The 24,933-nt window shown below is 65.7% G+C and carries 17 protein-coding genes and 1 pseudogene; 11 read left to right on the top strand and 7 right to left on the bottom strand.

Annotated elements, in window-relative coordinates:
• Positions 1-394 precede the first annotated feature (394 nt).
• Positions 395-1,363 carry a GAF domain-containing protein gene (locus tag FHT08_RS14385; protein WP_146096351.1) on the bottom strand — a complete coding sequence of 323 codons (969 nt, stop codon included), beginning with the start codon at positions 1,361-1,363 and terminating at the stop codon, positions 395-397.
• A 190-nt stretch (positions 1,364-1,553) separates the two neighbouring features.
• A complete protein-coding gene (locus tag FHT08_RS14390; RefSeq protein ID WP_104607297.1) occupies positions 1,554-2,006 on the bottom strand; it encodes a helix-turn-helix domain-containing protein in 453 nt (150 codons plus the stop codon).
• Positions 2,007-2,176: 170 nt separating this feature from the next.
• Between FHT08_RS14390 and FHT08_RS14395 the strand changes: the two genes are divergently transcribed.
• Positions 2,177-3,358 carry an MFS transporter gene (locus FHT08_RS14395; RefSeq protein WP_208409068.1) on the top strand — a complete coding sequence of 394 codons (1,182 nt, stop codon included), beginning with the start codon at positions 2,177-2,179 and terminating at the stop codon, positions 3,356-3,358.
• A gap of 154 nt (positions 3,359-3,512) precedes the next feature.
• Positions 3,513-3,818 carry a hypothetical protein gene (locus FHT08_RS14400; protein ID WP_053051653.1) on the top strand — a complete coding sequence of 102 codons (306 nt, stop codon included), beginning with the start codon at positions 3,513-3,515 and terminating at the stop codon, positions 3,816-3,818.
• Between the two features lie 195 nt (positions 3,819-4,013).
• On the opposite strand, the gene galA is transcribed toward FHT08_RS14400, so the two are convergent.
• The 4 genes from galA to FHT08_RS14420 all read right to left on the bottom strand — a co-directional run bounded on the left by galA (position 4,014) and on the right by FHT08_RS14420 (position 12,379).
• The gene (gene galA / locus FHT08_RS14405) at positions 4,014-6,581 is read right to left on the bottom strand and encodes a beta-galactosidase GalA (RefSeq protein WP_166775516.1); all 2,568 of its coding nucleotides are present in this window, start codon (positions 6,579-6,581) and stop codon (positions 4,014-4,016) included.
• On the bottom strand, positions 6,578-7,777 hold the full coding sequence (locus FHT08_RS14410) for an arabinogalactan endo-1,4-beta-galactosidase (RefSeq protein ID WP_166775517.1): 1,200 nt from the start codon (positions 7,775-7,777) through the stop codon (positions 6,578-6,580). Before FHT08_RS14410 ends, galA begins: the two co-directional genes overlap by 4 nt.
• Before the next feature lie 162 nt (positions 7,778-7,939).
• Entirely contained in the window at positions 7,940-10,624 is a 2,685-nt protein-coding gene (locus FHT08_RS14415; protein ID WP_166775518.1) for a TonB-dependent receptor, read from the bottom strand.
• A 369-nt stretch (positions 10,625-10,993) separates the two neighbouring features.
• Positions 10,994-12,379, bottom strand: coding sequence for a short-chain fatty acyl-CoA regulator family protein (locus FHT08_RS14420; protein WP_166775519.1), 1,386 nt, complete (start codon positions 12,377-12,379; stop codon positions 10,994-10,996).
• A gap of 123 nt (positions 12,380-12,502) precedes the next feature.
• Between FHT08_RS14420 and FHT08_RS14425 the strand changes: the two genes are divergently transcribed.
• From FHT08_RS14425 to FHT08_RS14460, 7 genes and pseudogenes are all read left to right on the top strand, one after another.
• Positions 12,503-14,008, top strand: coding sequence for a CoA-acylating methylmalonate-semialdehyde dehydrogenase (locus FHT08_RS14425; RefSeq protein WP_166775520.1), 1,506 nt, complete (start codon positions 12,503-12,505; stop codon positions 14,006-14,008).
• A gap of 10 nt (positions 14,009-14,018) precedes the next feature.
• Positions 14,019-15,200 carry an acyl-CoA dehydrogenase family protein gene (locus FHT08_RS14430; RefSeq protein WP_166775521.1) on the top strand — a complete coding sequence of 394 codons (1,182 nt, stop codon included), beginning with the start codon at positions 14,019-14,021 and terminating at the stop codon, positions 15,198-15,200.
• A complete protein-coding gene (locus FHT08_RS14435; RefSeq protein ID WP_053045305.1) occupies positions 15,197-15,994 on the top strand; it encodes an enoyl-CoA hydratase in 798 nt (265 codons plus the stop codon). Before FHT08_RS14430 ends, FHT08_RS14435 begins: the two co-directional genes overlap by 4 nt.
• On the top strand, positions 15,994-17,181 hold the full coding sequence (locus tag FHT08_RS14440; protein WP_104538813.1) for an enoyl-CoA hydratase/isomerase family protein: 1,188 nt from the start codon (positions 15,994-15,996) through the stop codon (positions 17,179-17,181). The genes FHT08_RS14435 and FHT08_RS14440 overlap by 1 nt, the downstream gene beginning before the upstream one ends.
• Positions 17,182-17,337: 156 nt before the next feature.
• Complete coding sequence (gene mmsB, locus FHT08_RS14445; protein ID WP_181126404.1) at positions 17,338-18,240, top strand: 3-hydroxyisobutyrate dehydrogenase; 903 nt, start codon at positions 17,338-17,340, stop codon at positions 18,238-18,240.
• Between the two features lie 1,444 nt (positions 18,241-19,684).
• The gene (locus FHT08_RS14455; RefSeq protein WP_166775887.1) at positions 19,685-20,650 is read left to right on the top strand and encodes a cation diffusion facilitator family transporter; all 966 of its coding nucleotides are present in this window, start codon (positions 19,685-19,687) and stop codon (positions 20,648-20,650) included.
• Between the two features lie 76 nt (positions 20,651-20,726).
• Positions 20,727-21,097, top strand: a pseudogene (locus FHT08_RS14460) (aspartyl/asparaginyl beta-hydroxylase domain-containing protein); the annotation flags it as partial.
• Positions 21,098-21,120: 23 nt separating this feature from the next.
• Here the strand turns inward: FHT08_RS14460 and FHT08_RS14465 are convergent.
• The gene (locus tag FHT08_RS14465) at positions 21,121-22,623 is read right to left on the bottom strand and encodes a sulfotransferase (RefSeq protein ID WP_166775522.1); all 1,503 of its coding nucleotides are present in this window, start codon (positions 22,621-22,623) and stop codon (positions 21,121-21,123) included.
• 161 nt (positions 22,624-22,784) lie between these two features.
• Between FHT08_RS14465 and FHT08_RS14470 the strand changes: the two genes are divergently transcribed.
• Both FHT08_RS14470 and FHT08_RS14475 read left to right on the top strand, forming a co-directional pair.
• Complete coding sequence (locus FHT08_RS14470; RefSeq protein ID WP_053046267.1) at positions 22,785-23,243, top strand: hypothetical protein; 459 nt, start codon at positions 22,785-22,787, stop codon at positions 23,241-23,243.
• Positions 23,244-23,283: 40 nt separating this feature from the next.
• On the top strand, positions 23,284-24,867 hold the full coding sequence (locus FHT08_RS14475; RefSeq protein WP_166775523.1) for a sulfotransferase: 1,584 nt from the start codon (positions 23,284-23,286) through the stop codon (positions 24,865-24,867).
• Positions 24,868-24,933: the final 66 nt, after the last annotated feature.

The following is a 24,933-nucleotide window of genomic DNA, read 5'->3' on the forward strand; positions in this document are numbered from 1 at the left end:
CGCTTGGCGTAGTCATACGCGTCGCGTTGGTCAGCAAAGGCGGTACTTCTGAGTTGGCATCGGTGCAACGTGATGCTGCCGGGCTTGGAAATCAGGAGCTCCGGCAGGAATTTTCCATTGCACGGGATGCTGTGGGCCGTGAGCAGGTAATCGCCCACGTGCCGAACTGCGGTGACGCCCAATAGCGATCCTCCTTGATGGGGCAGGCACCTACGTTCGTCCAACATCAGTGTCAGACGATCGGCTCTCGATGCTCGCCGAGTGACACGCCATCATTGAAGGAAAAGCCTCAAGCCGCTATCGGCAATAGGCGAACATGCCTGTAAGTATTTTCCTGACCCGCAGCTGCTGGTTCCGCTGACAGCGCCCCTGCGTGCCCTCGTCCTTTGAGGGCTTAGCCTGGTCCTGCGGGGACAGCCGCTGGGATCGTGTGCTCATCGCTTCCAGCCAGACTGGCGCCCGGCAGGGAGCCTGCCTTGATGAGCTGATCGATGTTGTTGAGCTGCTGCATTTCCTTGAACCAGCTGGCTCCCCATCGGGCGCTGAACCCCTCTGCATTCAAGGACGACTGGATGCGCCGGGCGACCGACACCAACCCGGCTTCGCTGGTGCCAGGCAGAAACAGGGCGAACTCTCCGCGCGCCAGGTGTGCCAGGCTGTCCTGAGGACGGGTGGCTTGCTTCAGCAGGGCGATGGCCGCCGCCACATCTTGTTCTGACTCGGCGCCATTGCCCGAGTTGCTGGCGCCTACGTCAAAGAGCAATACGCCGCCTGGCTCGTTGCGATGGCGATGATCCGCCGCTGCTTGCAGGAGATCACGGAAGGTGCCGAGATCGTAGAGGCCCGTCAGCGTCTGCACGTTTTGCAGGATATGCGGATCAGCGGGGTGCGGTTGGACCTCGGCCAGGTGCTGGGCCCACGATCCGGCCAGCACCCGTCCAAATGTTTCCACCAGCGGCAAGAGGTGATCCAGTTTGTCCTCGATGACCCGGTTGTCCAGTCCGCACAGCATTCCCTCAACTTTGCCAGGAATTCGAATGGGCACGCCCAGATAGCTTGCGATACCCAGCCGTGTCGCCACGGCGGACTGGGCCAGGTGTTCGACTTTCTGCAAGTCGGGAGCGAACTGCGGGCCCCCCATGACGATCATGCTGCGGCATACCGACTCGTGCCAACTCAAGAACTGGTCGACCTTCAACCCGAAGGAAGCGTCGGTGCAGCCACGAATGATCCAGTGATCGTTTTTGACCTCGGCAAGCACCCAGGTCTTCAGCGGCGTCAGCTCGGCAAGACGCTCAAGCAGCTCGCTCGCGGTGTCTTGCATTCCGGCGAAGGGGACTTGGGTTCTAAGTTCGGTCGACATGCGGCGGCAGCGTTAGGGATTGACCTCATATCGGCCGTGCAGAATCAATCTGCAGCGGGCACCCTGTCGATTTTCTGAACGGCGGAACGGCCCCCGGTCTGGCCTGGATGGGCCCGAAGGCGATACCCAGCAGGGCGGCTGCCCACCATTGGGCGTTGAGTCGCCGCAGACGCGTGGGCGAACTGGGCGACTACGGATTGATCACTTTCCGAACCTGCGTAAACGCAGGCAGCAGCGGAGCGCCGTCTTTTGCCTGAAGCGACATGCGTGCGACCTTCTTGCCCGTGCGCCTGTCGATCAGCACCGAATGACGTTCGCCCTGCTCAAAAAGGTGGTCTTCGCCCCACTGTCGCAATGCCACCACGACGGGGAACAGGCTGTCGCCCTGTGCCGTCAGCACGTACTCCTGATAAGCCGTGCCGTCGGATGCATCTTGCATTACCAGGATGCCCGCATCGACCAGCTTGCGCAGCCGATCGGACAGGATATTGCGCGCCACGCCCAGGCTCCGCTGGAAATCGCCGAAGCGGCGCACACCATCGAAGGAATCGCGCACGATCAGCAGCGCCCATCGATCCCCAATGAGATCGACCGATCGCGCAACCGGGCAATGTTCGTCACCAAGGCGTCTGCGAGGGGGCATGGCGTCTCCGGAGCCGATCGACTGGGAATCAATAAAGTTGCATTTTAAAACCATATTGCTTAGCCTTCAATCGGTTTTTATTTGCAACTGGATTGGGTGGGGTTGGAACCATGGGGATTTCTGTCGCATCACTACCGTCAAGCAATCCTCCAACGGTTCCGTCTGCGAACATGCCCCGATACTTGGTGTGGCTGTTTGCGGTTGCAAGTGGACTGAGCGTGGCAAATGTCTATTACGCTCAGCCGCTGCTTGACACGCTGGCTCGAGACTTCGGCATCAGCTACGCGGCTGTGGGCGGGGTCATTACAGCCACACAAATCGGTTGTGCGCTGGCATTGCTGCTGCTGGTGCCGCTGGGCGACTTGGTCAATCGCCGTCGCCTGATGTCTATGCAGCTCCTGGCGCTGGTGGTCGCACTTGCCGTCGTGGCGATGGCGCGATCTGCGCCTGCACTGCTGGCAGGCATGCTCGCCGTCGGCTTGTTGGGCACAGCGATGACGCAGGGCCTGATTGCCTATGCGGCCAGTGCCGCCGCGCCCCATGAACGGGGCCGCGTGGTCGGCGCAGCGCAAGGCGGCGTATTCATCGGTCTGTTGCTGGCACGGGTGTTTGCCGGTGGTGTCAGCGATTTGGCAGGATGGCGCGGTGTGTACTTCTGCGCCGCTGTCCTGATGGTTGCGATGGCACTTCCGTTGTGGCGATGGCTGCCGGTCTTGCCGTCGACGTCCCAGACGATGCGTTACCCGCGTCTGATCGCTTCGATGCTGACGCTGCTGCGCCAGGAAAAGGTCTTGCAAGTGCGCGGCACGCTGGCGCTGTTGATGTTCGCCACATTCAACATCTTTTGGAGTGCGCTGGTGCTGCCCTTGAGCGCGCCGCCTTATCGCTTCTCCCATATGGCCATCGGTGCCTTCGGTCTGGTCGGTGTGGCAGGCGCCTTGGCTGCGGCGCGCGCCGGGCGGTGGGCGGACCAGGGTCATGCTCAGCGCACCAGTGCAGCGGCGCTCACGGTGCTGCTGCTGGCCTGGTGGCCTCTGTCGCTGATGGAGTGGTCATTGTGGGCACTGGTCATTGGCATCGTGCTGCTCGATATGGGAGGCCAAGCACTACATGTGACGAACCAGAGCTTGATCTTCCGCACCACGCCTGAGGCGCATAGCCGCTTGGTTGGCCTTTACATGCTGTTCTATGCCGCCGGCAGCGGACTGGGTGCAATCGGCGCGACCGTCACCTATGCCAGGGCAGGTTGGCAAGGTGTGTGCCTACTGGGCGCGGCAGCCAGTCTCCTGGCCCTGCTGTTCTGGTGGACGACAAGGCGGGGCGATACCCGCACTGCAGGCGTCGAGTCCTGAACGCTGCCAGTTCTTGCGAGCGCTCGGGGGCATGGCGCAATACATTCCGTGACACCAGGGGGAGATCGCCTGCGCCGCGCCGATAGTGGCTCCACATGGCCGTCCCAGCGGGCGCGCTACCGTGTGGGGCACATCAGGCAGGTCCGGTTTGGATATGGAACAGAAACAGCAAGAGTGGATGCAGGCCGTGACCGAGGCGCTCAGCGACCTGCTGGCCGCGCGTGTGGCCCAGGCCACGTTGCTGGAAGCGATGATGGTCTCGCATCCCGATCCGGTGATGCTGCGCAAGGCCTGGGATGAGCTGTCCTCCCAGCGCATCGCGTATGTCGCGCAGAAGAAAGCGGTCGCCGCCGACCCGCGACCGATGGATGCCTACACGCTTGAGCAGTTCCAGGCGTGGGAAGAAAAGCTCAGCCGTTACTTCCCGCGTGCGCCGGATGCAGGGGGCGCGGATGCGTGAGTCCGTCGGCCAGCGGCCCAATCGCGTGGCCCAGCGGCGATGGGCCAGGTGCTGATCGCCGCCACTGTGTACCGCTTGCGCACACGGGCGCCAGCGACTGTGCCGGAAGTCGGTCCTGGCACCCGGCATTGCGGTACGCCCAGGCGCTGCTGACCTGCTCGCTGGTGATCACTGCGGCTGCTGCTGCGGCTTGCGTCAGGCCACCGAGGCGCGTGGTTTGGCCTTGTCGGCATCCAGGCGCAAGGTGGCAGCGGCAAGGCCGGGTGCGGTGGCCTGCAAGACGATGCTGCCGGTGCTGCGCGTGCTCTGCAGCAGGGCCGCACACAGTCCATTGAAGGCCTTGCGTTGCGGCGCCTTGTCGTCTTCATGGCTGGCGGGGTCGCCGTTGCCCACGCCGATCAACCGCGCAGGGCCGCGCAGCGCGAACTGCACCAGGGTGTCGGCCGTCGGCACCAGGCGGCCTTGTGCGTCGACGATCTCCACCTTGACCACCGCGACGTCTTCGGCGTCGGCACGCGCTGCGTTGCGGTCGCAGCTCAGGCGGATCGCTGCCGGCTTGCCGACCGTCTCGCGGCGTTCGCTCAACACCAGTGAGCCGGCGCGATAGCCGCGCGCCTCGATCACGCCCGGTGCATAGGCCACGCGCCATTCGACATGGCCGTAGGCCGGCACCTGCTGCAGGCCCTGGCTGACGCCGTTGACCAGCAGTTCCACCGCTTCGAGATTGCTATGGCACCAGACCTGGACGCGGCCCTTGTCATCGGGCTGCAGCAGGCCGTCCCAGTTCCAGTGCGGGAACAGATGCAGCACCGGTTCGCTGGTCCATTGCGCGCGGTAATACCAGTAATTGTCCTTGGGAAACCCGCAGCTGTCGAGCACGCCGAACTGCGAGGCGACATTCGGCCAGCGGTTGTAGGGCGTTGGTTCGCCGCGGTAATCGAAGCCGGTCCAGATGAAGCCGCCAGCGATATACGGGCGCTGCGCGACATAACTCCACCAGGCTTCGGCGGTGCTGGCCCACCACGGGTGGTCGGTGTCGTAGGCGCGGGTGTAGCCGCGGGTGTCGTCGCGCTGGTAGTTGCCGCGCACCGACACGGTGCTGCCGGTTTCGCTGCCGTAGATTGGAATGTGCGGATACTGCGTGTGGAAGCCGTCCATCTGGCTGGTGCGGTAGTTGAAACCGACCACATCGACGACCTGGCCAACGCCATCGCCAAAGCCCTTGTCCATGGCGAACGTGGTGGGGCGGGTGGGGTCGAGCTGACGTACCCGTTGTTGCATGCGGCTGACAATGCGCGCGCCGCGCTCGGTGACCTGCTGCGGCTCTTCGTTGCCGAGCGACCACAGGATCACGCTGGGATGATTGCGCCCGCGCCGCACCATCGTCTCCAGCTCGCCCATCGCCTCGGGGTCGGTGGACATGCGGCGGGTTTCCTCGATCACGAACATGCCGAGCCGATCGCACAGCGCGAGCAGTTCGGGCGTGGCCGGATTGTGCGAGCTGCGGTACGCGTTGCAGCCCATCGACTTGAGCCGGCGCAGGCGCCATTCGTGCAGGCTGTCGGGGATGGCGGTGCCGACGCCGGCGTGATCCTGGTGGTTGTTGGTGCCGTGCAGCTTGAGCGGCGCGCCGTTCAACAGGAAGCCGCGCTGTGCATCGAAGACGGCCGTGCGCACGCCGAACGGCGTGACCACCGCATCGACTGCCTTGCCGTCGCTGTGCACGCTGGTGGTCAGGCGGTAGAGCTGCGGGGTGTCGATCGACCATAGCGCCGCTTCGCCGAGCGGCAGGGTCTGTTCGATGAGGTGCACCTGGCCGGGAGCAATGCTGACCGCGGCGCTGGCCGCCTGTGCGACGACGCGTCCATCCGGCGCGGTCACGCGCGCCTGCAGCGTGCATTGGCGCGGGGCGCTGCCATCGTTGCGCACCTCGGTGGACAGCTGCGCCGTGGCGGTGGCACCTTGCAGCGTGCTGCGCACGAACACGCCGTCCTGCGGCAGATGCAGCGGGTCGGTCTTGTTCAACCACAGATGGCGATAGATGCCGGCGCCTTCGTAGAACCAGCCTTCGCCCAGGGTGGCATCCACGCGCACCGCGATCAGGTTGGGCTTGCCGTAGTCGAGCACCTCGCTGAGGTCGACCTCGAACCCGCAATAGCCGCTGGCATTGCGCCCGACGATGTGGCCGTTGCAGAACACGATGCAGTCGCGGAACACGCCGTCGAACACCAGGCTGATGCGCTTGCCCAGATCGTCCGCAGGAATCTGCAGCACGCGGCGATACCAGCCCACGCTGGTTTCCGGAAAGCTGGTGCCCAGCGGCTTGTAGCCGTGCGCGGCCGCCGGATCTTCCTCGGTGATGGTGGCCGAGATCGGTTCCTGCCGGAAGGGCAGGGTGACGGCCCAGTCGTGCGGCAGATCCAGCAGTTCCCAGCCACTGTCGTCGAAGGCGAGTTGCGCGGCGGTGGCGGTGTCCTTGCCGGCCTTGGCGAAGGTGCGCTGGAAGGTGCCGAACCCGAAGTCGCGCACTGGGTCGCTGGCGTGGCCGAGATGGAAGCGCCAGCCGAAGTCGAACAGCAGCCGTTCGCGCGGTGCCAGGGCTGCATCGCCCAGCGCGGCAAGCGGGGCGGCGGTATTACTTGCAGCTGGCGCTGCAGCGGCGATAGCGGGCGGCAACGCACCGGTCGCACCGATCGGGAGTGCGGCGCTCACGCCACTGGCGAGCATGCCGCGCAGCAGCTCGCGGCGATTGATGCCGGTCATGGCTGGATCCCCTTGCCGGTGTCTGCAGCGTTGCCTTGCACGCCAGCAGCAGGGTTGCTCGTGGTTGCAGGCACGCCGGTATACGGGTGGCGCATGAAGTCGATCGCCGGCAGCACTTCATTGGCATGCTTGAAGTCGAAGAAGCTGGCGTTTTCCCACGACGAGCCGGTGCCCCAGCGCGTCTTGCAGCTGCTGCTGGTCCATGCCGGTTCCCAATACACCACGCCGGCGCCGCCGGTATCGATCACCAGCTGGGTGAGATCGACCATGTAGCGGAACTGGCCCTGCGGCGTGGCCGGGTAACCGGCAATCAGCGAGTCTTGGCCGAGCAGGTTGTGCGAGGTGTCGCCGGAGTCCAGCGTCCACGGATAGGCGGTTTCCACCACCACCACGTCGGCATCAAAGCGGCCGCGCAGGCGCTTGATGGTCTTGCCCAGCTCGTCCATCGATTGGATGGACCACTTGCGATAGTAGCTGATGCCGATCAGATCGTAGTCGGTGACGCCGGCCTTGGTGGCGGCGGCAAACCACGGTTCCACATTCTCTGGCTGGGCGATATGCAGCATCACCCGTGGCTTGATCGCCGAGCGTGCGCCGATATCGCGTACCGCCTTGATGCCGGCGTTGAACAGCTTGGCGTTGCGCTGCCAGTCGATGGGGCGCTTTTTGTCCCATGGCTTGCTGTCCATCAGATCGGAATTGCTTTCGTTGCCGACCTGCACCAGCTCCGGCATCAGGCCGGCACGGTCGAGCGCGCTGAGCGTGTCATAGGTGAAGCCGTAGAGCGTGCGTGCCAGTTCATCGGTATCGGTGATGCTGGCCCAGGCCTTGGGAATCAGCTGCTTTTCGCCGTCGGCCCAGTCGTCGGAATAGTGCAGGTCCAGCAGCACCTGCATGCCTTGCGCGCGTGCGCGTGCGATGGTCTTCTTGACGTCGGACAGGTCGCTGTAGCGGGTCCAGCGGGCATCGTTCCACAACCGCACGCGCACCAGATTGGCGCCATGCGCATGGAACAGCTCGAACGGGTCCTTGACCACGCCGTTCTCGCGGTACTGCACACCGCATTCCTCCATCTCGTTGACGTAGGACAGGTCCGCGCCCAGATACAGCGTGGCGGGGGCCGGGGCGGCGTGTGCGAAGGTGGAGATGGCCAGCGCGAGCAGCGCGGGCGTCCAGAGGCGGCGTGTGGAGCGCATGCAATTCCTCGACAGATGAAACGTGGAGCGGGTGACAGCCTGCCGCATGCGGCGGTGCCATCGTGCGGGCGATGCGCGCAATCACAACGTCAGTGACGTAGGCGATTGCGCACACCGCGCGCAGTGGTGGAGCAGGCGTGCAACAGCGGTGTCAGCGGTGCTTTAGAACTTGTAGGTCGCTTCCAGCGAGTAGCGACGGCCGAACACCTGATAGCCGCCGTCGTCCTGATTGGCCAGACGGTTGGGCTTGTTGTCGGTGTAGGCGCGCAGCGGTTCGTTGGTGAGGTTGCCGGCCTGGAAGCGGAAACCGAGCTGCTTGCTGTACTGCCAGTTCAGGCTCAGATCCACCGTGCCTTCGCTCTGCAACCGTGCCAGCCGCGCCGCATTCCAGCCGTACACCACGGTGTAGGGGCTGTGGTACTTGTAACCCACGCGCGCTTCGAAGCTGCCGTTGCTGTACCACAGGTCGAAGGTGCCGGTCTTGCGTGCCAGCCCGCTCAGCGGCAGCGGGTTGTCTTCCGGCGAGAATTCCTTGAGGTTGGAATCGACCAGCGAGAAGTTGGAGTAGACGCCGAAGTTTTCCATGTGCGGGATGAAGTAGAACGGCGTCTGGAAGGTGAGTTCCACACCGTTGATATGCCCGCCGCCGCCATTGAACGGCGCGCTGACCAGGTAATCCAGGCCGTTGATCACTTCGCGGTCGGTGCGGTAGCCGATGCTGGAATCCACTTCCTTGCGATACACCGCAATCGCCGCCAGCGCTTCCTTGTGGAAGTACCACTCGTAGGACAGGTCGACCTGGGTGGCCTTGAACGGATCCAGCTGCGGGTTGCCGCCGCTGCCGGTGAGCTGGCCGACGGTGACGTTGGGGTCGTCCAGGCGCCGGCCGGTGCGCAACTCGTCCAGCGGCGGACGCGCGATGACCTTGGCCACCGCAAAGCGCAGGATGCGTTGATCGTCGATCAGGAAGTTGACGGTGGCGCTGGGCAACACGTCGGTGTATTCCTTGCTGTCGCTGCTGGCCTGCACGGTGGTGCCGACCGAATCGAAGCCGTCGCTGGTGGTCTTGGTGTTGACCAGGCGCACGCCGATATTGCCGGTGACATCGGTGCCGAACAGCTGCGAGCTGAACACCGCTTTGGCGAAGGCTTCGCGCACGTCTTCCTTGACGTTCCAGTGGTCGAGCAACTGCTCCTCGAGCGTGGCCGGGTCGAAACCGCCGAAGCCGATCTGGGCGATGGCATCCATGTTGCCGCCGGTCAGCGTGGGCACGTTCAAGTCCGGCATGGTGACCGGATAGATCAGGCCCTGGTACGCCGAGATCGGCTGGTCGTAACCGGACTGGTTGCTGATGAAGCGGCGGTTCTGCTTCTCGCGGCGCGCGGCGCGTGCGCCGAATTCCAGCGAGGTGAACGCCGCGGCATCGACCGGGCGGCTGGCGTTGAGCGCCAGCGCGGCGATCTTGTCGCGTAGCCCCTGCGGCTCGGTCTGGCCGGCGATGCCCCACTCGGGCGTGTCCGAGCTGGTGCTGATGGTGGGGGTGACGCTGCGGCGGAAATCGAACGAGACGGTGTCCGGGTTGCTGCCGAAGCGCACCGCCTGCCAGGTGTTGTCACGCTTGGCCTGCGAGAACGACAGGTCGCTGCCCAGCGTCCACACGTCGCCGCTCCACTTGGCGTTGAGGCCGCCGGCGGTGAGCGTCTTGACCTCGTTGTAGTGGCTGACCACATGGTCGACCTGCAGGTTCGAGTTGGCCAGCGTGCCGGCCACCACGTCGCCATCGACGATGGTGTAGGACGAGCCCGGCGTGGTGTATGGATTGGCGCCGGTCGAGAAGGTGCTGTAGGCCAGGCCGTTGAACCAGTTCTGCAACTGGTCTTCGTCGATTTCGATACGCGAATACAGGCCGTCGAACTTCAACTCGACGTTGCCCGAGCGCCATTGCACGGTGCCCATCGCGCCGGTACGCGTTTGTTCTGTCAGCTTGAGCTGGTCGGCTGCGCCCCATGGCGTGGGGTCCACAGTGCCGTCGCCATCCACATCGCGCGAGGTGGTGGCATCGGTATAGCCCCAGCTGCCGATCGAGGAGTTGGAGTTCTTCTGCTTCTGGTAGGTGGCGCCCAGCGCAACCGCCAGGTTGTCGTTGATCTGGTGCACCCAGCTGGCGCCGAAGCGGTTGCCCCACGGCGAGTAGCCGTCCACGTCCTTGGCATGGTCGTAGAACACCGGGCCGGCGGTGCCGACGAAGCCCGGGCCGGTGTAGTCCAGCGGGCTGATGGTGGAGATGTCCACCGTTGCGGCAAGTCCGCCGGCGACCAGGTCCGCCGACTGGGTCTTGTAGACCTTGACGGTGGAGACGATCTCGGTGGGGAACACTTCCCAACGCACTGCACGATTGGGCTCGGAAGAGGCGATTTCGCGCCCGTTGACGGTGCCCATGGTCATGCGCGGGCCAAGCCCGCGCACGGTGGCCAGGCTCTCGTTGCCGCGGTCGCGGGTGCCGTTGACGCCGGGCAGGCGCACCAGCGCCTCGGCCACGGTGACGTTGGGCATCTGGCCCATGTTGTCGGCAGAGATCACTTCCATGACGTGATCGGACATCTGCTTGGCCTGCACCGCCTGATTCAGGCTGGCGCGCTGGCCGATCACGGTGATGTTGTCGAGCGTGACCGGCGGCGCCGCCGCGGTGGTGGCGGCGGTGGCCGGCGTTGCGGCAGGCGCGCTGTCCTGTGCGTGCGCACTGAATGCGGTGGCCAGCACGCAGGCGATGGTGGTGGTGAGGACGTCGCGCACGGGCGTGCGGCGCAGGCGCCGGCCGGCCGGGTGGCCGGTGTGGTGAACGGGCATCGTTTGATCCCTCCCAGAACAAAGTTACCGAATGAAATAGTGGCCGCTTGTGCGGCGCGCTGGCGCGGCTGCGCGTTGGCGCATCCGACGCGGGCATGGCGGTTGCTGCGGTGCTGCGGTGTGGAGCTGATTGGTCGTGTGCGTGACGCGGCGACGATCGTCGATCGCCTTGGCGTCCCCCTGTCCTGCATGTGTCTGCTTCAGGGTAGAAGCGCAAGTCATTCCATTCCAATGAAGCATTTTGCGTGAGCTATCTCGCGTTGGAATGCTGCAGCGCAGCGGTAGCGTCTGCCTGATCGCCGCCGACGCGCAAGGAGCCTGCGGGGAAACAAGACCGCCTGACAGAACGCTGCAGACCCGGGTCTGGGGCTAACGCGCGTTGGCAGATAACCTGGGCAGTGCGGGAAAGGCGCGCTGCATGCAGTCGTTGCGTTCGCAGGTCAGGCAGCCGGGGCCGATCGGCACCGCATCGTCCACCGCGTCCAGGTCCCAGCCGCGCGCATACACCAGTTGATCGGCATGACGCAGATCGCAGCCCATCGCCAGCGCGAAGGTCTTGCGCGGGCGGCCGTAGCCCGGCGCGCCGCTGCTGACCTGGCGCGCCAGCCAGAAGTAGCGCCGGCCATCGGGCATGCGTGCGATCTGGGTCAGGATGCGGTCGGGCTGGTTGAAGGCCTCGTAGACGATCCATAGCGGGCAGGCGCCACCGACATGCGAGAAATGGAAGTCGGTGGCCGAGTGGCGCTTGGATACGTTGCCGGCACGATCGACCCGCATGAAGAAGATCGGCAGCCCGGCCGCGCCGCGCCGCTGCAAGGTGCTGAGCCGGTGGCAGACCGCCTCGAAGCCGACGCCGAAGCGATCGGCCAGCCATTCGATGTCGTAGCGGGAGCGCTGGGCACTGTGCAGGAATTGGCCATACGGCATCACCAGGGCACCGGCGAAATAGTTCGACAACCCGATCCGCGACAGCGCGACACGTTCGGCATCTTCGAAGCCGGCATCGGCGATGCGTGCGTCGAGCAACGGCGCGCATTCCAGCAAGGCCAGTTGTGCGGCCATCTGGAAGGCCTGCTGGCCGGGGCGCAGGTGCGCGAGCAGCCACAGCACGCGGGCCTGCGTATCCACGCTGCGTTTGTCGCTGTACAGCTCGGGCGCGTCCTGCACCAGCAGGCCGTGGCGATCGGCCAGGCGTTGGCGCAGCCGCAGCGGCAGGTTGTCCGAGGTCAGGCCGAGTTCGGCATACAGCGCCTCGGCGCGCTCATCCAGTTCCGGCAGATAGTTGTGCGCGCGATTGAAGTAATCGCGCACCTGCTCGCCCGGCGACAGCGAGGGCAATGCGGCATGGTCGGCGCCGATCTGTATTTCCAGTGCGGCGGTACGCTCGAGCAGATGCCGGTGCGCGCGGTGCAGGTCCAGCAGGGCCTGGGCCACCTGCGGCAGGTTGCCGGTGAGCACGCGCAGCTCGGCGGCCGACAGGCTGTGGCCCAGGCTGCGCAGCGATTCGTCCAGCGGCTCGACCAACGCGGCCGGGTCGTCCAGGTCGAGCAGGCCGTCCAGATCGCCCAGCGCGGCCTTGAGCCGCTGCTGGATTGCCAGGGTCAGGGGGCGCTGGTTGCGCTCGATCTGGTTGAGGTAGCTCGGCGACAGCCCGAGCCGGCGCGCCAGCTCCGCCTGGGTCAGGCCGTGGCGCTGGCGCAGCCGCTGCAGGCGCAGGCCGAGCTGGTGGCGGAGCGGGAGGGGCGACTGCGGCATTTGCAAGATTCGCAAAATAGTGGCGGCAGCTTAGCGCGATTAAGCAGTCTCCGGCTGGGAATGCCAGGTCGCGGTGCGAACAATGCGAAGCATCCGTAGCGACCTTCTGCGAGCGACCCTGCAATGAGTGATTCCGTCCCGCGTGTTTCCCTGTTGATCGACGGCCAGTTCGTCACCTCCGCCAGCACCCATTGGCAGGACGTGGTCAACCCGGCCGATCAGTCGGTGCTGGCACAGGTGCCGTTCGCCACCACCGGCGAAGTGGCCGCGGCGGTGGCGGCGGCCAGCCAGGCCTTCGTGAGCTGGCGCAAGACCCCGATCGGCACCCGCGCACGTGTCTTTCTGAAGTACCAGCAGTTGATCCGCGAACACATGCCCGAGCTGGCCGCGTTGTTGAGCGCCGAGCAGGGCAAGACCCTGGCCGATGCCGAAGGCGATGTGTTCCGCGGGCTGGAAGTGGTGGAACACGCCGCGGCGATCGGCAACCTGCAGTTGGGCGAGCTGGCCAACAACGTCGCCAACGGCGTGGACACCTATAGCCTGCTGCAGCCGCTGGGCGTGTGCGCGGGCATCACCCCGTTCAACTTCCCGGCGATGATTCCGTTGTGGATGTTTCCGATGGCCATCGCCACCGGCAACACCTTCGTGCTCAAGCCATCCGAGCAGGACCCGATGGTGACCATGCGGCTGGTGGAACTGGCGCTGGAGGCGGGCATTCCCAAGGGCGTGCTCAATGTCGTGCACGGCGGCGAAGACGTGGTCAACGCGTTGTGCGACCACCCGGACATCAAGGCGCTGTCGTTTGTCGGGTCGACCAGGGTCGGCACGCACGTCTATCGGCGCGCCTCGCTGGCCGGCAAGCGCGTGCAATGCATGATGGGTGCGAAAAATCATGCCGTGGTGCTGCCGGACGCCAATCAGGAACAGACGCTCAATGCGATGGTCGGCGCCGCCTTCGGTGCGGCCGGCCAGCGCTGCATGGCCGCATCCACGCTGGTGCTGGTGGGCGAGGCGCGGGAGTGGATTCCGGCGCTGGTGACCAAGGCCAAGGACCTGACGCTGGGCGCCGGAAACGCGCCGGGTACTGAAGTCGGGCCACTGATTTCCGGCGCGGCGCGCGCGCGCGTGGAAGGCTTGATCGCCTCCGGCGTGGAGCATGGCGCCAGACTGGAACTGGATGGGCGCGCGCCCAGCGTGCCGGGGTTCGAGCAGGGCAACTTCGTCGGCCCGACCATCTTCTCCGGCGTGAGGCCGGGCATGCGCATCTACGACGAGGAAATCTTCGGCCCGGTGCTGGTGATCCTGGAGGCGGCCACGCTGGATGAGGCCATTGCCCTGGTCAATGCCAATCCCAACGGCAACGGCACTGCGTTGTTCACCCAGTCGGGTGCGGCGGCGCGGCGTTTTCAGGAAGACATCGACGTGGGCCAAGTCGGCATCAACGTGCCGATTCCGGTGCCGGTACCGCTGTTCTCGTTCACCGGATCGCGCGCCTCCAAACTCGGCGACCTGGGCCCGTACGGCAAACAGGTGGTGATGTTCTACACCCAGACCAAGACCGTGACCGCGCGCTGGTTCGACGACGAAACGCTGGGCCACGGCGTCAACACCACCATCTCCCTCAAGTGACCTGATCGCCATGAATGCAGCCATCCAGCTACACACCAATACGGCCGATTTGAATGACGAGCAGGAAGCGTTTCGCGCTGCCGCGCGCGACTTTGCCGACAAGGAACTCGCACCGCACGCCGCGCACTGGGATGCGCAAAGCCACTTCCCGCGCGAGGCGATCGCAAAGGCGGCCGAGCTGGGGTTCTGCGGGCTGTATACCGATGAGGGCGTGGGCGGCCTAGGCATGCGCCGGCTCGATGCCGCGGTGGTGTTCGAAGAACTGGCCACGGTCGATCCATCCACCTCGGCGTTCATCAGCATCCACAACATGGCCACCTGGTTGATCGCCAGTTACGGCAACGACGCGGTGCGCGCGCAGTGGGGCGAGGCGATGACCAGCGGCGCCAAGCTGGGCTCGTACTGCCTCACCGAACCGGGTGCCGGCTCGGACGCGGCCTCGCTCAAGACGCGTGCACAGCGCGACGGCGACAGCTACGTGCTCAACGGCAGCAAGGCCTTCATTTCCGGCGCGGGCGCCACCGATGTGCTGGTGGTAATGGCCCGCACCGGCGATGACGGCGCCCGCGGCATCAGCGCCTTCGTGGTGCCTGCCAATGCGCCCGGCATCAGCTACGGCCGCAAGGAAGAGAAGATGGGCTGGAACAGCCAGCCCACGCGCGGGGTGAGTTTCGAGAACGTGCGCATTCCGGCCGGCAATCTGCTGGGCAAGGAGGGCGAGGGTTTCAAGATGGCGATGAAGGCGCTGGACGGCGGCCGCATCAATATCGCCGCCTGTTCGTTGGGAGCGGCGCAAGGGGCGCTGGATGCCGCCCGCCGCTACATGGGCGAGCGCCGTCAGTTCGGCAAGAAGCTGGCCGATTTCCAGGCGCTGCAGTTCAAACTGGCCGACATGGCCACGCAACTGGTGGCCGCGCGGCAGATGGTGCACACCGCTGCGCGCAAGCTCGATGCCGGCAGCCACGATGCCACCGTGTGGTGCGCGATGGCCAAGCGCTTCGCCACCGACGCCGGCTTTGCGATCTGCGACGACGCCTTGCAGATCCACGGCGGCTACGGCTATATCCGCGAATACCCGATCGAGCGCCTGCTGCGCGACAGCCGCGTGCACCGCATCCTGGAAGGTACCAACGAGGTGATGCGCATGATCATTGCGCGCCACCTGCTCAACGGCGAGGAGGAATTGCGATGAGCGATTGGGCAACACAGGCGCACACCGGCTTGCAGGTCGAACGCGATGGCCATGTCGCCATCGTTACCTTGTGCAATCCGCCGGCCAACACCTGGACCGTGCACAGCCTTGCAGCCTTGCGCGATCTGGTACGCGCGCTGGATGCGGACCGCAGCATCTATGCGCTGGTGATCACCGGCGACGGCGAGAAGTTCTTCAGTGCCGGCGCCGACCTCAAGCAGTTTGCCGATGGCGACAAGGCTGCTGCACGGGAGGCCGCGCGTCGCTTCGGCGAGGCGTTCGAGGCCTTGAGTGCGTTTGGCGGCGTGTCGGTCGCCGCCATCAACGGCTATGCGATGGGCGGTGGCCTGGAGTGCGCGCTGGCCTGCGACCTGCGCATTGCCGAACAGCACGCGCAGCTGGCCTTGCCGGAAGCCAGCGTCGGGTTGCTGCCATGCGCCGGCGGCACCCAGAACCTGCCGCGCCTGGTCGGCGAGGGCTGGGCCAAGCGCATGATCCTGCTGGGCGAGCGTCTGGATGCCGCCACTGCGCACCGCATCGGCCTGGTGGAAGAGGTGGTGGGCACGGGCGAGTCGCGCGCGCAGGCCATTGCCTGGGCGCAGCGTGCCGGCAAGCAGAGTCCGGCCAGCGTCGCGGCGTGCAAGCGCCTGGTGCAGTCCACCCGTCACGGTACGCATGCCGCCGCGCTGGTGGCAGAGCGCGAAGCCTTCGTCGACCTGTTCGAGCAGGCCGATCAGGCCGAGGGAGTGGCGGCCTTTCTCGAGAAACGCGCGCCGCAGTGGAGCAATGGCTGATGCTGGATGTGAGCCCAACCGAGGAAGCGCCGGTGCTGTTCGAACAACGCGACTGCGCGGACGGGCATCGCATCGGCATCGCCACCTTGAACGCGCCCGGGACGCTCAACGGTTTGTCCTTGCAGATGACGCGCTTGCTGGATGCGCAGCTGCGTGTCTGGGCCGACGATGCGCAGATTGTCTGCGTGGTGTTGCGCGGCGCAGGCGAGAAGGCATTCTGCGCGGGCGGCGATCTGCATGGTCTGTACCAGAGCATGCGCGCGCATCGCGAGGCGGTGCCGGATGCGCAGGAGCGTCGCGCGCAACCGCAGGGCAATGCGCACGCCGCTGCGTTCTTCGAAGAGGAATATCGGCTCGACCATCGCATCCACACCTATCCCAAACCGGTGCTGTGCTGGGGCCATGGCATCGTCATGGGCGGCGGTATCGGCTTGATGTCCGGTGCCAGCCATCGCGTGGTCACCGAGCGCTCGCGCCTGGCGATGCCGGAGATCAGCGTCGGCCTGTTCCCCGATGTCGGCGGCAGCTGGCTGTTGCGCCGGGTGCCGCAGGCTGCCGGGTTGTTTCTGGCACTGACCGGCGCGCCGCTGGGCGCCAGCGATGCCATCTATGCCGGGCTTGCGGATGTCCGCCTGGAGCATGCGCAATACGCGGCAGTGCTGGACGCCTTGGGCGCGCATGCATGGACTGGCGATGCAGATGAGGATCGCGCCCAGCTCGGCGCGTTCCTGCACGGGATCGCGCAACCGCTGGAACCGGGCCCATTGCAGGTGCATGCGGCGCTGATCGCGCAATTGGTGGCAGGCCAGACGCTACCAGAGGTGGTCGCTGCAATCCTGGCATTGCAAAGCGAAGATGCCTGGCTGCAGGCCGCGCGTGCAACGCTGGCAGCCGGCGCCCCTGGCTCGGCGCGCCTGGCCTGGGAGCTGCAACGTCACCCGGGCATCGGCACGCTGGCCGACACCTTTCGCACCGAGTACGTGGTGGCGCTGCATACGGCCGCCCATGGCGACTTTGCCGAAGGCATTCGCGCGCTGTTGATCGACAAGGACCGCCAGCCGCAGTGGCAACCCGCCTTGCTGGAAGAGGCGGATGCGCAGTGGGCTGCTGGATTTTTCCAATCGCCCTGGCCGGCCGCACAGCATCCGCTCGCCGATCTTGCTGTACGTGCACTCGGTGAACGCTGAGCGGCTGGCAAATGCGGTTGATGGCTAGCGCAACGCGGACGCGATGGAGGAATTGCAGGGTTCGCATTGGCACCGGCAAGCCTGAAGTTTGCGACGGCTGCGTTGCGATCCAGCCGCTCGTTCATGGCCGTCCTAACTATTGATGATCGTTCTAACCTGGAAACCGACACCATGAGCAAGATCGCCTTTATCGGCCTGGGCAATATGGGCGGGCCGATGGCTGCAAACCTGATCAAGGCCGGGCACCAGCTGCGCGTCTTCGATCTGGTGCCTGCCGCACTGGACGCCGCCGCAGCAGCCGGCGCGCATGCCGCCAGCTCCGCGCACGACACCCTGGCCGACGCCGAGATCGTGATCTCGATGTTGCCGGCCAGCCGCCACGTCGAAGCGCTTTACCTGGGCGAGGCCGGGATCCTGCCGCAGATTCCCGCCGCTGCCCTGGTGATCGACTGCAGCACTATCGCACCCGCCAGCGCACGCAAGCTCGCCGCCGAGGCGCAGGCGCGTGGCCTGGCGATGCTGGATGCGCCGGTTTCCGGCGGGACGGCGGGCGCGGCGGCAGGCAGCCTGACCTTTATCGTCGGCGGCGCCGCGCAGGTGTTGGAACGCGCGCGGCCGGTGTTGCAGGCGATGGGCAAGAACATCTTCCACGTCGGCGACAACGGCGCCGGCCAGGTCGCCAAACTGTGCAACAACATGGCGTTGGGGGTGATCATGGCCGTCACCGGCGAGGCGCTGGCGCTCGGCGTTGCGCAAGGGCTGGATCCGGCGGTGCTGTCGCAGATGATGGCGGTCAGCACCGGGCGCAGCTGGGCCACCGAAGTCTGCAATCCGTGGCCGGGCGTGCTGCCCAACGCGCCGGCATCGCGCGGTTACAGCGGTGGCTTCGGCAACGATCTGATGCTCAAGGACCTGGGGCTGGTCGCCGAATCCGCAGTGCAGGCGGGCGTGTCGATTCCGCTCGGCGAGCTGGCGCGCAATCTGTACGCGATGAACAGCCAGGCCGGCAACGGCGCGCTGGATTTTTCCAGCGTGATCAAGCTGGTGGCCAAGGTTTGAGAGCGGCTGGCAAAAGTGTCTACGCCCATCGTCAACTAGGTGCGGCTGGAGTGGTGATTCGCCTCCGTCTGCAGGGTTGATCGAACTGGGGGCCTCGGCTGTAGAGTGGATGATCTGCGGCTTGGCTGCAGGGCCCTTGCCCGCCCACCATCGCGGGACACGCCGCAAGTACGTCCATGTAGGCTCTTACGCGGCATCCATGCCGCGTAAGGTCCCGCGACGGCGGCCGGGCAAGGACCAGGCGGGATGGTCGGTGTGCATGGCTCAGTAAAACAATCAGCACACTGTCTGGTGCGGTGTCCTCGCCGCTTGCGGGACCGTGTGGCGGCATGGATGCCGCCACCGAGCCCCCAGGGACGGGTTCACGGCGTGTCCCGCGAGCGGTGAGGGCACCGCGCACTCGACGCTGTGGTTTTGCTGCAGGGCCCTTGCCCGTCCGCCATCGCAGGACACGCTGCAAGTACGTCCTTGTAGGCGCTTACGCGGCATCCATGCCGCGTAAGGTCCCGCGACGGTAGGCGGGCAAGGGCCAGTCACGATGGTCGGTGTGCATGGTTTTAAGTAAGACAGCCAGCAAACTGTCTGGGGCGGTGTCCTCGCCGCTTGCGGGACCGTGTGGCGCATGGATGTCGCCACCGAGCCCCCAGGGACGGGTTCACGGCGTGTCCCGCGAGCGGTGAGGGCACCGCGCACTCGACGCTGTGGTTTTGCTGCAGGGTCCTTGCCCGTCCGCCATCGCAGGACACGCCGCAAGTACGTCCATGTAGGTTCTTACGCGGCACCCATGCCGCGTAAGGTCCCGCGACGGTGGGCGGGCAAGGACCAGGCGGGATGGTCGGTGTGCATGGTTTTCAGTAAGACAGCCAGCCCACTGTCTGGGGCGGTGTCCTCGCCACTTGCGGGACCGTGTAGTGGGATGGATGCCGCCACCGAACCTCAGGGACGGGTTCACGGCGTGTCCCGCGAGCGGTGAGGGCACCGGGCACTCGACGCTGTGGTTTTGCTGCAGGGTCCTTGTCCGCCCACCATCGCAGGACACGCCGCAAGTACGTCCGTGTAGGCCCTTACGCGGCATCCATGCCGCGTAAGGGCCCGCGACGGTGGGCGGGCAAGGGCCAGTCACGATGGTCGGTACGCATGGTTGCATGCAGGGGCAGGCAGTGCATGCAGCGCGGCCGTCCGACGAGCTGCGGTCTGATCAGCCTCTTTTTTTCCGAGCAATGTCACTGCCAATACGACATCACACCACCCGCCAACGAAGGCGAATGTGGCCGACAGGTTGCCGCCATCGCTACGGCGTTCGAGGGTTTTTGCTAGCCACTCCGGCCTGAGCAGTAACGTGCAGCGCCGCGCCCACGTGATGTGATGTCATCACGCCCGGGTGTAATAGTCTCCGCCATCGCGTGCGCCTAAGGTGCGCGCATTGCACGAGGCCACCGCATCCATGGGACACGACCACAGCCACGCCCCCAGCGACATCCGCCACGAGACACCGCTGTGGTGGGCACTGGGACTCACCGCCACGTTCCTGCTGGCGGAAGTCATCGGTGCGTTCATCACCAACAGCCTGGCGCTGTTGTCCGACGCCGCACATATGGCCACCGACACCGTCGGCCTGATGATCGCCCTGCTTGCCGTGCGCCTGAGTCGCCGTCCTGCCGATGCGCGCCGCACCTATGGCTATGTGCGTCTGGAAGCGCTCGGCGCGCTGGCGAACGGCGTGCTATTGTTCGCGGTCGGCGCCTACATTCTCTGGGAGGCCGCGCAGCGCTTCCGCGCGCCGCAGGATATTTCCTCCAGCGGCATGCTGCTGATCGCCGGCTTCGGCCTGGTGATCAATCTGATCGCCATGAAGCTGCTGCACGCCGGCAGCGGCGAGAGCCTGAACGTCAAGGGCGCGTATCTGGAGGTCTGGAGCGACATGCTCGGCTCGGTGGCGGTGATCATCGGCGCGCTGCTGATCGGCTGGACCGGTTGGCAATGGATCGACCCGGTGCTGGCCGTGCTGATCGGCCTGTGGGTGCTGCCGCGCACCCGGGTGCTGCTGCGCGAGGCGATCAACGTGCTGCTGGAAGGCGTGCCCAAAGGCATCGATCTGCCGCAGGTGCAGCAGGCGCTGACCAGCTACCCCGGCGTCGAAGACGTGCACGACCTGCATGTCTGGGCACTGGCCTCCAGTACCCCCGCGCTCACCGCACACGTGGTGGTCGGCGAAACCACCGACCGCGACCGCCTGCGCGACGCCCTTGCCGAGCTGCTGCACGCGCGCTTCGAGATCAGCCACGTCACCCTGCAGGTGGAGAGCGGCGATTGCGGCACCGAACCGTGTGGCACGTCGCCGGCCGCGCAGGGCTCCGCGCATGACGATCATCGTGGTCACGCGCATTCGCATGACCGCCACTCGCACTGACGCGGACAGCGCCGCCCAGTGAGCTTCTCGCCTGCTTGGCGGCGGTATGACGGTGCCGGGCACCACTCCGGCAGTGCCGGCAACCGCAGCCGCGTTGGCATTGGTCGATGCGGTGCAGATCGATGGCGCGTGTCCGAACGCGATGTCTTTGGTGCCTCGCCGCTGACCGTCATTCCGCCGCACCATGGACAGACCAACGCGCGTCTGGTGGCGCATCTTGCGTTGATCGTGCCCGAGGGCTGCAGCTTCGGTGTCGGTTACGACTAGCGGCAGTGCGAGGTCGGCAAGGTGCTGGTATTCGACTCGATCGGACATGAGGCGCGCAACGCGAGCGCGCAGCTGCGTGCGGTGCTGATCTTCGATGTCTGGAACCCGCTGCTGAGCCGGGAGGAGCGGCAGATGGGCAATGCCATGGAGGCGGCGATCGCGCGCCACCGTGCGGGATGAGGTATCGCCGGTAGTCGACCGATTCAGTCCGCAGGCGTGATGCCGAACCGGGCAAGCGTGGCGCGCAGGGGAACGAGCTGGGCGGTGTAATGTTTCCAGCGCCCGGACGCATCGCCATGCAGGGGCTGGCGCACCTGCCAGTAGCTGGCTGTCCTGACGGCTCCAGGCGCCTTGTGGAAATCCAGGCAGTCCGGTTCCCAGGGCAACTGCAAGAAGTCCAGCAGGGCGCGCAAGCTGGGCTCCGGAGCGGCGACGAAGGCGTCATAGTCGAACGTGTGGATGCTGTCCGGATACAGCGACAGCCAGTGCGCCATCAGTCGCTGGTAGGCGGCATAGAAATGCCCGATGTCCTCCAGCCGGCCCGCATAGCCAAACTGTTGTGGATTGAGCTGCTGCATGAAGATCGACAGCCCGTTGTCCAGCGGGTGGCGACGTGTGTGCACGATCCTGGCCGCCGGAAACAGCTGTTTGATCAGCCCGATCAGCAGAAAGTTGTCGGGGCGCTTGTCGGTGATGTAACGCAGTTGCGCATGCTGGGGAACGGCTGCCGACACGCGTTGACGATAGGCCGCGGCCAGCTGCGCCAGCGTGTGCGAGGACAGGTGCTGCGCGGCTTGCGGGAACGGCGACAGCGACTGTGCAACCAGTCGCGGCAGCGCATCCAGTTCGCCCCCGGCGGCAATGCACGAGTGGCGCGACAAGGCCTGTTCGATCAGGGTGGAGCCGGAGCGGAACATGCCGCAGATAAACAGTGGCGATACCGCGTCGTCTACGGCGGCCATGTGCGGTGACTGGCGCGCGTCGTTTGCATCGGCAAATACCGCAGCGATGTTGTCGAACTGCTGCTGTGTGCGGATCGGGTCGTAGCGCCTTGCATGTGCATGGCCATGCCGGTTGGCGGCACTGGCCGCATCGAATGCCTGGCTGTGCAGGCCGAGGCGGTCGTAGGCATGGGCAAGTGCATGCAGCAGCGTGGCCGTCAACGCAGGATCCTGCCCCGCGACCGAGCCTGCCTGCGCAAGTGCGAGCAGGCGGATGTCCTGCGCATGCGTTGGAGGATCCAGCTGCAGCAGGCGTGCGGTGGCTTGCAGCTGCAGCGCCCGTGTCCGGGCATCGACAGGAGGATTGGCGAGCAGCCGCCGGTATGCGGCGATCGCCTGGTCGCGTGCACCCAGCTCTTCCTGCAGGTTGCCCAGATTGAGCAAGGCCGGAGCATAGTCCGGCCGGCACTGCAGTGCCAGGTCGAGTTCCTTCAGCGCTGCCGCCTCCTGGCCAAGATGGTCGCTCAGCAGCGCAGCGCGATTGAGATGGATCTGCTCCGGTAACGCGGCACCGCACTGCAATGCCTGCGCATAAGCGTCCATTGCGGCGGATGCCTCGCCGGTCTGGCGCAGCAGATATCCCAGGTTGTACCAGGCATCGGCGCAGCGGGGCTGCGCCTGCAGGATGCGGCGATAAGCAGCAATCGCCTGCGCCAGATGGCCCTGTTGCAGTAAGCGTGCGGCGTGCTGCAAGGACGGGTCCAAGGCGTTTTCCAGGCATTCTTGCAACGGGTGGGAGACCTGCAGCTTAGGCGGCGCCGGCGGTGCGTTCAATCGGCCGGTGGCGGCACGGTGCTGAGCGGTCTTTCCTGCGCTCGCCGCTTGCCTTGTATGCTCTGCTGCAGTCGACGAGTGAAGATGCGCGCATGCACAAGCGAGTGGTGTGGGGGCTGACGATGTTGAGCTGCGCCTCGGTGGCATCAGCGCAGGACGTGCCGACGCATCGCTGCGCCGCAGTACTCGATCCCCTGCCGCGGCTGGCTTGCTACGACGCCAGCTTCCCGCCAACGCAGGCGGTGCGGGCGGCAGAGGCGGACAGGGCAGTGAGGGTATTCGGCCGCAGCACCCAACAGGCCCCGGCAGCGACAGGTGTGCAGCAATCAGCGCCTGCGCAACTCACCGCGAAGGTGCTTGCGGTGGCGTATCAGCCAGACGGTACGCGCATCGTGTCGCTGGACAGTCGCCAGCGCTGGGCGCTGACAGAAGCGACCAGCCGCGGACCGCTGGCCGAGGGCGAGGTTGTGGTGATCCGCAAGGCCGCAATGGGAAGCTACATGCTGGTGACCGCTGCCGGTGTGGCGCTGCGCGCCCGCCGCATCGACTAGCCAGGCCACCGACGGCGTCGCAATCAAAAGAAGACAATGGATGACTGAGAGACAACTGCGCGCACTGTTGCACAACGGGTATCAATTGCTGCGTCAGGGACGTTATGCCGAGGCAGCTGCGTTCGCCGACCGCGCCTGCGCAGAGCAGCCCGGCAATGCGCATCTGCTGGAGCTTGCCAGTGAAGCCTTGCTGGCCAACGGCAAACCGCAGGCCGCAGCCGACCGCATCGCACAGGCTGCGGCGGTTGCCACATCACCGCTCCCGCTATTGATCAAGTACGGCAGCTTGCTGCTGCAGCTGCGTCGCCGCCGCGAGGCCCGGCTCGTCGCCGGACAGGCGCAGGCGCTGGCCGCCGCCGACGGTGCTGCATGGTGGCGGATCGGCGCGCTGTACAGCGGATGCCACGAGGTGGCAACCGCCCGGGACGCGTACCGGCATGCGATGACATTGCTGGGAGAACAGCCCGGCCTGCTCTACGACCTTGCCACCATGCAGTTCTTTGGCGGCGAATTCGATGCGGCTGAGCGCACCCTGGAGCGGCTGTTGCAACTGGCACCCGGCACCGGCGATGCCTTGTACCTGCGCGCCACGCTCCGGCGTCAGACCGGGCAGCACAACCATCTGGACGATCTGCGTCACCGCTTGACCACGCTGTCGGAACCATCCGCCCGAGCGGCCGGGCTGTACGCCTTGAGCAAGGAGCTGGAGGACCTGGGCCGGCATGCGGAATCCTTCGAGACACTGACCGCCGCAGCGGCCTGCAAGCGCAAGACACTGCAGTACGACGTTGCTGCCGAGTGTGCGCATATCGCTCAGGTGCGAGAGGCGTACGACCCGCCTGCCTTGCGCGCACTGCAGCCCGGTCATGCGGGCGAGGGGGCCATCTTCATCGTCGGGCTGCCACGCTCAGGCACCACCTTGCTGGAGCGCCTGCTGATCCAGCGCGGCGGTGCACGTTCGGCCGGGGAGCTGATGGATTTCGGTGCGCTGCTCGGCAATGCGACATCCGGCGCATTGTCGACCAATCCCGAATTGACCGCCGCGCAGGCGTCGCTGCAGATCGATTTTGCGGCGCTTGGGCAGGAGTATCTGCGCGGCGCCCGTGAGCTGGTGCGCGACCATCCGGTGTTCATCGACAAGATGCCGGTCAATTACCTGTATTGCGGCATGATTGCCACCGCGCTGCCACGTGCACGCATCATCCATCTGGTGCGCGATCCGCTGGACACCTGTTATGCGATATACAAGACCCTGTTCTACAACGCCTATCCGTTCTCGTATGCGCTCGATGAGCTCGCCGATTACTACCTGGCGTATCAGCAGACCATGCGGCACTGGCATGCGGTACTGCCTGGCAGCATTCTCGATGTGCACTACGAAGAGTTGGTGCGCGACACCGACCAGCAGATCGCGCGGGTGCTGAGCTGGTGCGGGTTGACGCGCAGTGACGCCATCGCCGAACTGGAGCATGTGCCGTTCGTGACTGCGAGCGCGGCGCAGGTGCGCGGCGATGTCCATCAACGCTCGGTGCATAGCTCTCGGCGGCATATGGATGGATTGCTGCCTTTGTTGACGCGACTTCAGGCAGCTGGCGTGATCGTGCCCGGCGTCGAAGTGGTGTAGCGATTGGCGCTGGCCGATCATCCGGTCCAGTCTTTCGAGTGAGCGCGCCGCTGGCTCGCGAGCGAC

The sequence above is a fragment of the Xanthomonas sp. CFBP 8151 genome, assembly GCF_011761885.1.
GTDB classification, from domain to species: Bacteria; Pseudomonadota; Gammaproteobacteria; order Xanthomonadales; family Xanthomonadaceae; genus Xanthomonas; species Xanthomonas arboricola_B.